This is a genomic window from Bartonella sp. AS69XJJH, from assembly GCF_042195585.1.
Taxonomy (GTDB): Bacteria; Pseudomonadota; Alphaproteobacteria; order Rhizobiales; family Rhizobiaceae; genus Bartonella.
Window position 1 is genome coordinate 45,514 of record NZ_JBHIOO010000012.1, and the last position, 11,417, is coordinate 56,930.

Consider the following 11,417-nt stretch of genomic DNA (forward strand, 5'->3'; position numbering starts at 1 on the left):
TCCGTAAGGAAAACAATAGATGTAATACCGGAAATCTTGTTGAAGATTCGTGCGGTTATCATTCAATCAACAAAAATTTTATCTCTCTTATTTGAAGGTTTTGGATCATAAGTTTTGTTAAGTGAGAAAGTGTTATAGCGTTACAATAGAAAAATATGCATTATGTGTTAAAGGGGAAAAGAGCTCCATGACTGTTTAATACTCAAAGTTTTTGTTTTTCTTTGAATGGAATTTGTATCCGCATTTTCCTCATTCGTTTAATAAAGTGTTAATCTTGAGATTTTTGTTTTAAGAAAATTGTTGGCAGATGGTTATGCAAGTACTATATCACGTCAAGGATTCGAAATTTAACGTTCAATAAAATATAGGGAAGAGTATGAATACGTCTGCTACCAATGTTCCGTCAAGCATCAGCAGCGTTGCAAATTTTCCGATTCCTGAGAATGTGTTCGCCCTTACTGTCCAAGAGGTTTGTCACTATACAGATCGGTTATTTAAATTCCGTTTGAATCGTCCGGACAGTTTTCGTTTTCGTTCGGGTGAGTTTGTTATGATCGGTTTGCCAAATGCAGAAAAGCCGGTTTATCGCGCTTATTCGATTGCAAGTCCTTTTTGGGATGAACAGCTTGAGTTTTTTTCGATAAAAGTTCCAGGGGGGCCTTTAACCGAGCATCTCCAAAAAATTAAAATTGGTGATACAGTTCTCATGCGTAAAAAATCTACAGGAACACTGGTTCTTGATGCTCTTATTCCTGGAAAACGTCTTTATCTTCTTTCAACTGGGACGGGGATTGCTCCTTTTGCAAGCCTTATTCGTGATCCTGAAACTTATGAAAAATTTTCAGAAGTTGTCCTTATTCAAACAACGCGCGAAAAGAATGAGTTAATTTATGCAAAAGATCTTGTTTCCTCTTTGCAACAAGATCCACTCATTGGAGAGTATGCACAACAGTTGAGATTTTATCCTATGACTACTCGTGAAGCTTCTGAGCATATGGGCCGTATTACGTCTGTTATGGAAAGTGGGGACTTTTTTGAAACAACTGGCCTTCCTAAAATTCATCCTGATGAAGATCGGGTGATGATTTGTGGTTCTATGGCAATGTTAAAAGATTGTGCAAGGATGTGTGAAAGTTTTGGTCTTGTTGAAGGGGCCAATAATGCTCCTGCTACTTATGTTGTAGAGCGCGCTTTTGTGGAGTAATGAGTGGGAAAGTTGATGCTTTATCTTCTTTCAACTGGGACGGTGGTTCCTTTTGCAAGCTTTATTCGTGATCTTGACATTTATGAACAATTTTCAGAAGTTGTGCTTATTTAAATAACGCGCGAAAAGAATGAGTTAATTTATGCAAAAGATCTTGTTTCCTCTTTGCAACAAGATCCTCTCATTGGGGCACATGCACAACAGTTGAAATTTTATCCTATGAACAGTCGTGAGCTTTCTGAGCCTATGGGGCGTATTACGATTGTTATGGAGAGCGGGTGCTTTTTTGAAACAAGCGGCTTTGAAACAATAGCACTCCCCAAATTTCATCTCGCTGAAGATCGGGTGATGATTTGTGGTTCTATGGCAATGTTAGAAGATTGTGCAAGGATGTGTGAAAGCTTTGATTTTGTTGAAGGGGCTGATGTTCTTGCACTTTACATTATATTGTAGAAAGAGCTTTTTTCGAGGGAGAGGGAAGTTGTGATGCAGTATATGCTAATGCAGTAATCGAATCCCAATCACTTATTGCAATGAGTTGTTGGGGCGCTATCCAAGAACCACCAACGCAGAAGACGTTAGGCAGTTGGAGCCATTGTGTTGCACTTTTTTGTGTAATACCGCCTGTTGGGCAAAACCGGATATCAGAGAAGGGAGATGCTAAAGCTTCGATGAAGGAAATACCTCCAGCGGCTTCAGCTGGGAAAAATTTAAGATATGAATAGCCTTTGTTTAATGCTTGCATGAGTTCACTTGGGGTCATTGCAGCGGGAAGAAGGGGAATTTCACTATTTTTTGCACAATTGATTAATTCATTGGATAATCCGGGGCTTACAATAAACTTGGCTCCAGCTTGTTCGGCTTTGTCGTAATGTGTTGTGTTGAGAATTGTTCCGGCTCCAACAATTGCTTCAGGGACTTCTTGTGTAATTTTCTGAATTGCTTTGAGGGCATTTGGTGTTCGCAAGGTGATCTCAATTGTTTTTAACCCGCCTTTGACAAGAGCGCGAGCTAAGGGTACAGCACTTTGTAGATTGTTAATGAGCAAAACAGGTATAACAGTTTGTCCTTGGAAATATAATAAAAGCTTTTCTCTTTTTTGGCACATGATATTTTTTCTTCTTGAAGATGATATTATTGTTATCGTTTGATTAAGCACAATATGTTAAAGAGTACATGAATAAATCTTGAAATTGAATGAAACGCGCGTTATGGCAAAACACATGGAAAAGAATTTTAAAGTTGCTGCACTTTATTGCTTTGCAGATTTGAAGCATTATCATCAATTACAAAAACCTTTGCAGGATTTATGTCAAGCAAAGGATATCAAAGGCACTCTGCTTTTAGCACAAGAGGGCATTAATGGAACAGTTGCTGGTTCTTGTGCGGCAATTGAGGCATTGGTGGACTTTATTACGGCTGAGCCAGCGTTTCAAATGCCAGAGATTAAATATTCATGGGCATCAAAAATGCCTTTTCATCGCATGAAAGTGCGGTTGAAAAAAGAGATTGTGACAATGGGGGTTGAAGGGGTTGATCCGCTAAAAGTTGTTGGTACTTATGTGGATCCTGAAGATTGGAATGCTCTTATTCAAGATGAAGAGACAATTTTGATCGATACACGTAATGATTATGAATATGCGATTGGAAGTTTTCAAGGAGCCATTGATCCGCAGATTAAAACATTTCGCGAATTTCCTGAATGGGTGCTCAAGAACGAAGCTGATTTAAAGAAGAAAAAGAAAATTGCTATGTTTTGTACAGGCGGTATTCGGTGTGAAAAATCAACAGCTTATGTTCGTGAGCTTGGTTATGAGCAAGTATACCATCTAAAAGGAGGTATTCTAAAATATTTAGAAAAAATTCCAAAAGAGGAAAGTCTATGGTGGGGTGAGTGTTTTGTTTTTGATGAACGTGTTTCTGTTCAACATGGTCTTGAAGAATGTGGACGCGAATTATGTCGCGCGTGTCGTTCCCCTATCAATGCTGAAAGCAAATTATCGCCTCATTATGAGGAAGGTGTTTCCTGTGATGCTTGTTATAACACGCGTAGTGAAGCCGATAGAGAGCGTTTTCGTGAGCGCCATAGGCAGTTTCAATTGTTGAAGTTGCGTGCAATTGATGCTCATCAAGGGACATAAGGATATCGCAGTGTAGGGCTTTAAATTGTGACCTTTTTCTCTTAAATTTAAGAGAGAAGCGTTTTTTAATATTGGTAAAAAATATTTTATAAGACCGGATATTATTCGGTCTTTTTGTTTATGTTAAATTATTTGATTTATAAATGATCATTATAGATTGTTCACTCTCCTGACATTTTATAGGATTGAGTTTTCAAATACTTTTCATTTTAAAATAGAAGAGCCGTTTACCAACAGTGCAGGGAAGGGAGATTTATAGCTTAAGAGAAATGCGTATGAATAAGATATGATTAATAAGAGGCGATGAAAACGCAGATGCTAGGTGGGAAAAACAAAATGATAGTAAGAGGTTATGATTTCAGAATTTAATATAATACATTAATTTATAATGGTAATTTATTTTGATTTGAATAAATAGAGTTAAATATTGTGAACTTTATTGCTTTCAGATTAGATGAGAACAAATCGCGTAAAACTCATTCACTTGTACGTTGCAAATGGGAGCAACGTGTGGACAAAAATCATTTTAGATAAGGTGTTATGAAACATTTCAATGTAGGAGTTTGCAATATTGGGAGTTGGCAGATAGAATGGGGATACAGGTTTGTACTTCCATAAGTATAAAGAGGGTGAGATGTAGTTAATCTATACTACACAAGCTGTATTCTACGGAGAATTTTTCATGATATCTCGCTTAAGTGATGCTGTAAAATGGATGTGGAAGCAGGGATGTTTTTTTAGGATTTAAATAAGAAAGATAATGGTATTTGTTGGAGAAGGACATCATTATCTTTAAAGATGATGGTGCTTCAGTTGTGTTACTATCCCCAGTTTTCAATGTTGGTTATCTTTGCATTTGAAAGGATATATAAGAGGTATTCCTTTTTTCAATTGTTTTTTATTTGTGATGCACAAAAGAATGATTTTAATTGATCCATTGTAAGAGGGTTGAAATAAGAGGATTTTATGATGGGATTTTTGTTTAAGGGTACAATAATAAATTATCATTATAAATTAATGCGTTGAGTAATTTATTTTGCGTTATTTTCTGCTGCGGATATTAGGAGATAGAATAGGGCAAAGAAACGAGGGGCTTTAAAAGCAAGACAGTGATTTATGTTGCACGGATGATGTAAGGGGTGTGATCTCATGAAAGCGGATGGATGGCTTTGTCTGGTGGAGGAGAGTGTTGTTTTTTCGCATCATTTTATCTTTAAGAATTAAAAAATGTTTAAAATTAAAAAAATGATTGAAATGAGCAAGAATTCGTTTTATAGGACTCCTTGCCCAAAGTCGCACGTGCCTGTGGGTGTCCGCTGGTTCTCAAATGGTGAGATTAACCGGTACGGTACCTGGAACTAACCGCTCCAGTCATTCTTACAGCCAATTGCAAGAATGAGGACATCTTGAAGCAACGACGGTGCGGGCCTTTCTGGTGTCTTCCAGTTTTAAATGCTGGGATAACTATAGAGGCACACCTCATTGCCTTCAGTGCGGAAGTGGTTTTCTCAACTCCAATCAAAAAGGCAGATAAAATAGAATAACGCGGCTTCGCGCTGTTCTTTCGCTGCATGCAATGCTAATTTCTGGTTTTTTGTAATCAGAATGGGGATGGTTGTTGTGTGTTTTTTGTCCTTTAGCTTTTGGCAGCTTTGGCTGTCCAAGCATAGAGTGGGGGAACTTTCCCTCAAGGAGAATTGCAGATGGCAACGCAACGTATTCGCGATTTTCTTGCAACACATCGTTCTGAAGGTCCATGCTTAATTGTTGACCTTGATGTTGTTCGTGACAACTATTTAAATTTTGAAAAAGCTCTGCCGCAGTCTCGTATTTTTTACGCAATAAAGGCCAATCCAGCTCCTGAAATCTTGCGTTTGCTGAGTTCTTTAGGATCTTCTTTTGATGCGGCTTCTGTTGCAGAAATTGAAATGGCTTTAAAAGCAGGAGCAACGTCAGAGCGTATTTCTTTTGGGAATACGATTAAAAAAGAGCGTGATATTGCACGAGCATATGCATTGGGAGTTTCACTTTATGCCGTTGATTGTGTTGAAGAAGTGGAAAAAATTGCGCGTGTTGCTCCAGGAGCACGTGTTTTTTGCCGTGTTCTGACCGATGGCAAAGGTGCAGAGTGGCCATTGTCACGCAAATTCGGTTGTGTTCCAGCTATGGCGGTTGATGTTCTAAGACGCGCACACCAATTGGGTTTGCAAGCCTATGGTGTTTCTTTTCATGTTGGGTCTCAGCAAGTTGATCTGAGTGCGTGGGATCGTGCTTTATCGGATGCTGCTACAGTTTTTAAGCGTCTGGAACAAGAGGGCATTTCACTAAGGTTGGTGAATATGGGGGGCGGTTTTCCAACGCGTTATTTGAAAGATGTCCCTACAGAACAAGCTTATGGTACAGCAGTTTTTGATTCATTGAAAAAGCATTTTGGTAATCGTATCCCTGAGACGATTATTGAGCCTGGGCGTGCGATGGTTGGCAATGCTGGTGTCATTCGTACAGAAGTTGTTCTAATATCCAAAAAAGCTGATAATGATAATGTACGATGGGTTTATCTTGATATTGGGAAATTTAATGGTCTTGCTGAGACTATGGATGAAGCCATTCGTTATCCTATTGAGACACCTCATGATGATAAGGTTATGGAGCCTTGTATTTTGGCTGGGCCAACATGCGATTCCGCAGATGTTCTTTATGAAAAAACACCTTATCCGCTTCCTCTATCCCTAACGATAGGAGATGAAATATTGATTCATGGAACGGGTGCTTACACAACAACTTATGCATCGGTTGCTTTTAATGGTTTTGAGCCTTTACGATCATATGTGATCTGACATTTCCTTTTAACTATAGATTTTTTGCTATGCTCGTCATGGCGCTATAAGAGGGCGGTTATAGAGATGAACATGATGAATTTTCAAACAAAAGATGGGGCGTGTTTTACACTTTCTTTGGAGCAAGAAGCCGATAAGCCTTATCGAGAAATTTTGCTTGATTCAACGATGGGGTATGGACGTAAACGTAAATCATCAGAGGCTTTACGTCGTGGTCGTTTGGCTGCTCAAGGGCTTTCTTTTGTGGTTAAAAATGCGCTTGGAGAGCTTGTGGGAAGTGTCCGTCTTTGGCATGTTTCTTTTTCTAAAGGAAAAAATAAAACACAACATGCTTTACTTTTAGGCCCCTTGGCTGTTGCATCTGAATGTTCTGGTATGGGAATAGGATCAATTTTAGTCCGCCATGTAATTGAAACAGCAAAAAACTTGGGATATGGCGCCATTTTTCTGGTAGGGGATTTTGAATTTTATCAACGTTTTGGCTTTTCAAATAGTTTAACAGAAAATTTGGCAATGCCTGGTCCTTATGAAAAACATCGCTTCCAAGCATTGGAACTGATACCACATTATCTTTCTGGGTGTTATGGCACTTTGGTTCCTAGTGGGGAACGAGAAGTTTCAAATCGTTTTCAGCATCATAAAGTGGCTTGAAGATAAGTGTTTATTTCGCTTTTCAACAGCTGGAATTGAGGAGAACATACTGTTTTGACGAGTGCCAAAGTATTTAGCGGTACAAAGTTTTTGGGGAGTTGTATTGCGATTTTATTATATAGCTTTTTCTTTATGTGGCTGGTTTCTTATTTTTGATAACTTCAGTTAAGTGAGTAGGAATATATTTAAAGCTCATTTTTTGAAATAGCGTCCCATTTTATAATACTGAAGGAACCGGATTTTTGAGTGGTATTGTATTCTTTTAAAGCCGGTATCATCATACAGTTTTCTAGTTTTCAATATCGTTGGTAGATCTTGCATCGAAACGATTGGATATTTTACTTTTTTCTTAAACAGTCTTTATCTCCTTGCTTTTTGTGTGCAAGAGAATGGTTTTGATTGATTCAATAGGCAGCAATAGAATCAAAATTGTAAGTATCAGCTTTTTTAAAAGAGTGTAAAAAATAAAATTACATGTTCAAAAGCAGCTTTTTTTAAAAATATATCATTACTTTTTTACGATAAAGGTAAATCCTTTTGCAATTGGCATAAGAGTATCAAATACCAAATGATTTTCTCATGTAATCATTTAGAATCAAAAAAAACGTTATCCTACACATTATAAGGGAAATAGGTGCGTGAATAAAAATCACAAGAATCATAAATCTTTATGAATATTCTTGTAAGAATCAAAGAGCGAAGGGCAAAGAATCTTACAGAATAGTTTTTATGAGGGAGGCAGCGTAAAAAGGGGGTAGATAGATGAGAGATTTAATGACAGGCGCAAATATTCTTTTAATGTTTTGTGCCCTATGGTGATAAATCAAAAATCTTATAGAAATAGCTGCTTTATCTTTATGGTGTGGAGCACTTTAGATAAGCTCTTTGTTTATTATCATCTAAAATAATTTTTGTATGCGAGAAGTTATTTTTAAATGTGTAAAGAGCTCGCATTGAAAAGAATTTTTATCAGAAGAATCATTTAGAATCACATGTTGATTTATACTGTCTCTTGAGAAGAGATAAAGTGCATAGGAAGCGAGGAAAGTGATAAGGATAAAAACTATTTCTCAATTTTAATTAAGCTTAGTGGCTTGGTGGTGAATCCATGAGAGGTGGTATTTTTTTGAGAAACATAGTCATAAATGCCAAAACACCAAAGATAATGGTTATGATAAAGAAAATATCACTAAAAGCCATAATCATTGCTTGTATGCGTACCATACCAAACAATTGAGAAAGAGCCAGAGTATAGGAATCAAAGGTTTCTGTTTTGAAAAGTAAAGTAAGCTTTGAAAGCATTTCAGTTGCTTGTCTGTTTGCGTGGTTAATCGTTTCAGCTATTCGTTCGTAATGGAAGTCTGTGCGTTTTGTCATGAGAGTGCTGATAATGGCAAGCCCTACAGCTCCCCCTAGATTCCGAGTGAGATTAAAGAGTCCAGAAGCATTTTGCATTCGTTCTGGTGGGAGTGTTCCCAAGGCAATATTATTAATAGGAACCATACATAACATTACAGAAGCACCACGGAAAACTTGCGGCCAAAAAAGCTGCCAAAAATCCCACTTATCTGTGATAGAGCTCGCCATCCAAGTGCCTATTGCAAAACCAAAAAGTCCTATTGCCATCATTAAACGTGCATCCATTCGTGCTGAAAGAAATCCTGCAAGGGGAGCCGTTAATAACATGACGAATCCTGAAAGAAACAATGTTTCTCCAATCATAAGGGCATCATAATGGCGGATTTGGCTTAAATAGACAGGATAAAGGTACGTGAGTCCGTAAAGACCTATTCCCAATGAAAAGGAAAAAACGGATGCAGCTGAAAAATTAAAATTAGAAAAAGTAGAGAGATCTACAATGGGTTCTTTTGCTGTAAAAGCACGCCAGAAGAATAAGATTGCAGCGAGAATCATGATAATGAACAAATCCCGAACCAGCCTATTACTCAGCCAATCATGACGCGCTCCTTCTTCTAGAACATACTCTAAAGTTCCCAAGAAAGTAGCCATAGAAATGAATCCTAACCAATCAAATTTCTTCATTAAAGAGGGATTAGCTTTATCAAAATCAATTAATTTCCAAGCGAGAATTGAGATGATGATTCCGCAGGGTACATTGATGAGAAAGAGCCAATGCCATGATGAAAGATGACAAATATAACCTCCCACGGTTGGACCAATGGTGGGGGCTAATGTTGCGACTAGTCCGACGATAGGGGTAACAATGGGACGTTTGGAAGGAGGAAAAAGGACATAGGAGGCAACAAAAACACTAGGGATAATGCCACCACCAATAAAACCTTGCAATGCACGGTAGATAATCATCTCTCCAATAGATGTTGCTGTTGCACAAAGAATAGAAGTAATCGTAAAACCGATCGCTGATAAGGTAAAGAAAACACGTGTTGAAAGTAATCGTCCTAAAAATCCAGAAAGCGGCAACATGATAACTTCAGCGATGAGATAGGAAGTTTGAACCCATGAAATTTCTTCAGAGCTTGCTGTAAGCCCCGCTTGAATTTCAGCTAAAGAAGAAGAAACGATTTGGATATCCAAGATTGCCATGAACATGCCAAAGGACATAGCAATAAAAACCACAATTTTGTGCATTCCTATGCGTTCTTGAGAGTGAGTGGACTCTGGTATGGAAGATGTCATAGTAAGATCTTCTACTTTTTTGTTATAAGAGACTTTTATCTTGTGGCTTTGTACGTGTATCAACTTTCACTGAAACACTCATTCCCGCTCGGATATGTCCGGTTTTTAAGACTTCCTCTGGAATAGAAATACGTACGGGAATGCGTTGGACAATTTTTGTAAAGTTACCAGTAGCATTTTGTGGAGGCAAAAGAGAAAAAACAGCGCCTGTTGCGGGCGAAATAGAAAGCACTGTTCCTGTAAAAACCTCATTTTTGAAGGCATCAACAGAAATATAAGCTTTTTGTCCGGCATGAATGTCTTGTAATTGTGTTTCTTTATAGTTTGCTTCAATATAAAGTGCATGTATGGGAACTAACGCTGCAAGATGTTGGCCATTTACAACAAAATCCCCCATTTTTGCTGTTAAATTCCCTATAATTCCATCAAATGGCGCTCGTATAATGGTCGAATCAAGGTCACGTTGTGCTTTTTCACGCGTGAGTTCTAAACTCTTTGTTTGGCTTTCTATTTCACTTCGTTGTGCTTCTAGTACCCGGATATTTGCACGTGCTGCAGCGATTTGTGCATCTGCTCTGTTAATATTCGCAATGGCTTGTTCATAAGCTGATTTGGCATCATCAACCTCGGATTGAGGAGCATAACGATTGGCTTTCAGTTCTGTTACACGTTTTAAGGTGAGTTGTGCATTGGTTGCTATGGCTGAAGCGGCTGCTTTTTGCGCTTTTGCATCATCTAAAGCACTATGAGCGGCTGTGATTTGTGCATCAATGCGTAGAAGTGTTTTTTTCTGTGTGTTAAGATGCGCTTCTGTTTGATCTAAGGCTATTTGATAATCACCATTGTCTAGGTAAAATAAAACATCGTCCTTTTTTACAACTTGATTGGCTTTAATGGCAATTTTTTCAATATATCCATTTAATTTAGTCGCAATAGCGGCGATATCTCCTTGCACGTAGGCATCTTCAGTGGAGAGTATATAACGCCATTGCGTTATATACTTATAGCTAAACCAAAGCACAAAAAGTGCAAAGACAATAAGAAGAGCCTTGATTACTTTCTTTCGTTGCGTTTTATTGAAATTTTTGGTTGAAAAAATTGCCTCAGCTATGGACATGATTTTATACTTTCAATATTTATATTCCAATGAGTATAATAGACCCGATCAGTAAGATCGGGTGATATACATGCAAGGACGATAAGAGCTTTTCAAACAATAAGATAATTTCGAAACATAATGCTAAATATATAAACTTGCAAGTTAGAGGTTATTTTATTGCGCATTTTTTGCAAAGACCCCGTACTTCTAGGGTGCTTTTGTGGGCTTGGAAGTCAACAGCTTGAACCATCTGTTTTAAACTTGATACAATCGTCTGATTTTGTATTTCGTTGACTGTGCCACAGTTTTCGCAAATGATAAACGTTGTAAGTTCATGTTGACAGTTTTCAGGGTGTAAACAGACCATAAATGCATTTACACTTTCAAGACGATGAATACACTTTAACTGTACGAGTTTTTCTAACGCACGATAAACCTGGAGAGGTGCACGAAAACCTTCTTCGCGTAAGTGATTGAGAATCGCATAAGCACTTAAAGGCCCTTTTGCATTTTTTAAAGTGTTTAAAACCAATGTTTGGTTACGCGTCAGTTTAGATGACATTGACATCTTCCTTTTGCTCTCATGGAAAAGCATAAAACGTGTAAGATGTTTATGCAATGGTGATTATAGAATATGTACTCTATCTTTCTTAGCCTTTTACATGACATCATTGCGATATGTAAGAAAAGTTGCAATCGTTGTAAGGGCAGGGGTATTATAATCTGAAAGCCGCGGTTATCTAGCAAGGAATTTTTATAGGCTTTTTATTTTGACAGTAACGTCTTGAAATAGGAATTTTTGTTACAATATTTGATTAGTGTTTTTT

8 protein-coding genes and 1 pseudogene are annotated in these 11,417 nt (G+C 37.7%); 5 read left to right on the plus strand and 4 right to left on the minus strand.

Annotated features, from left to right (window positions below):
* Window positions 1-376 precede the first annotated feature (376 nt).
* Both ACFIK6_RS06675 and ACFIK6_RS06680 read left to right on the plus strand, forming a co-directional pair.
* Window positions 377-1,204 (plus strand): ferredoxin--NADP reductase, encoded by an 828-nt coding sequence (locus ACFIK6_RS06675; protein ID WP_375642302.1) that lies wholly within the window; start codon window positions 377-379, stop codon window positions 1,202-1,204.
* Between the two features lie 18 nt (window positions 1,205-1,222).
* Window positions 1,223-1,668 (plus strand): annotated as a pseudogene (locus tag ACFIK6_RS06680) (ferredoxin--NADP reductase); the annotation flags it as partial.
* Here ACFIK6_RS06680 and eda read toward each other — a convergent pair.
* Window positions 1,647-2,312, minus strand: coding sequence for a bifunctional 4-hydroxy-2-oxoglutarate aldolase/2-dehydro-3-deoxy-phosphogluconate aldolase (eda, locus tag ACFIK6_RS06685; protein ID WP_375642303.1), 666 nt, complete (start codon window positions 2,310-2,312; stop codon window positions 1,647-1,649). The pseudogene ACFIK6_RS06680 and the gene eda overlap by 22 nt on opposite strands.
* Window positions 2,313-2,427: 115 nt before the next feature.
* Here eda and ACFIK6_RS06690 point away from each other — a divergent pair, with 115 nt between their 5' ends.
* The 3 genes from ACFIK6_RS06690 to ACFIK6_RS06700 all read left to right on the plus strand — a co-directional run bounded on the left by ACFIK6_RS06690 (window position 2,428) and on the right by ACFIK6_RS06700 (window position 6,833).
* Window positions 2,428-3,345, plus strand: a complete 918-nt coding sequence (locus tag ACFIK6_RS06690) for a rhodanese-related sulfurtransferase (protein ID WP_375642304.1) — start codon at window positions 2,428-2,430, stop codon at window positions 3,343-3,345.
* Window positions 3,346-5,048: 1,703 nt separating this feature from the next.
* Window positions 5,049-6,182 (plus strand): type III PLP-dependent enzyme, encoded by a 1,134-nt coding sequence (locus tag ACFIK6_RS06695; protein ID WP_273788590.1) that lies wholly within the window; start codon window positions 5,049-5,051, stop codon window positions 6,180-6,182.
* 66 nt (window positions 6,183-6,248) lie between these two features.
* Window positions 6,249-6,833, plus strand: coding sequence for a GNAT family N-acetyltransferase (locus ACFIK6_RS06700; RefSeq protein WP_375642305.1), 585 nt, complete (start codon window positions 6,249-6,251; stop codon window positions 6,831-6,833).
* A 1,086-nt stretch (window positions 6,834-7,919) separates the two neighbouring features.
* Here ACFIK6_RS06700 and ACFIK6_RS06705 read toward each other — a convergent pair.
* From ACFIK6_RS06705 to ACFIK6_RS06715, 3 genes are all read right to left on the minus strand, one after another.
* A complete protein-coding gene (locus ACFIK6_RS06705) occupies window positions 7,920-9,491 on the minus strand; it encodes a DHA2 family efflux MFS transporter permease subunit (RefSeq protein WP_375677483.1) in 1,572 nt (523 codons plus the stop codon).
* 22 nt (window positions 9,492-9,513) lie between these two features.
* A complete protein-coding gene (locus tag ACFIK6_RS06710; RefSeq protein ID WP_375642307.1) occupies window positions 9,514-10,608 on the minus strand; it encodes an HlyD family secretion protein in 1,095 nt (364 codons plus the stop codon).
* A gap of 151 nt (window positions 10,609-10,759) precedes the next feature.
* Entirely contained in the window at window positions 10,760-11,152 is a 393-nt protein-coding gene (locus tag ACFIK6_RS06715) for a Fur family transcriptional regulator (protein WP_375612302.1), read from the minus strand.
* Window positions 11,153-11,417: the final 265 nt, after the last annotated feature.

Coding starts and splice junctions, on each gene's coding strand:
- ACFIK6_RS06675 (WP_375642302.1), top strand. CDS start 377: ATGAATACGTCTGCTACCAATGTTCCGTCAAGCATCAGCAGCGTTGCA.
- eda (WP_375642303.1), bottom strand. CDS start 2,312: ATGTGCCAAAAAAGAGAAAAGCTTTTATTATATTTCCAAGGACAAACT.
- ACFIK6_RS06690 (WP_375642304.1), top strand. CDS start 2,428: ATGGAAAAGAATTTTAAAGTTGCTGCACTTTATTGCTTTGCAGATTTG.
- ACFIK6_RS06695 (WP_273788590.1), top strand. CDS start 5,049: ATGGCAACGCAACGTATTCGCGATTTTCTTGCAACACATCGTTCTGAA.
- ACFIK6_RS06700 (WP_375642305.1), top strand. CDS start 6,249: ATGAACATGATGAATTTTCAAACAAAAGATGGGGCGTGTTTTACACTT.
- ACFIK6_RS06705 (WP_375677483.1), bottom strand. CDS start 9,491: ATGACATCTTCCATACCAGAGTCCACTCACTCTCAAGAACGCATAGGA.
- ACFIK6_RS06710 (WP_375642307.1), bottom strand. CDS start 10,608: ATGTCCATAGCTGAGGCAATTTTTTCAACCAAAAATTTCAATAAAACG.
- ACFIK6_RS06715 (WP_375612302.1), bottom strand. CDS start 11,152: ATGTCATCTAAACTGACGCGTAACCAAACATTGGTTTTAAACACTTTA.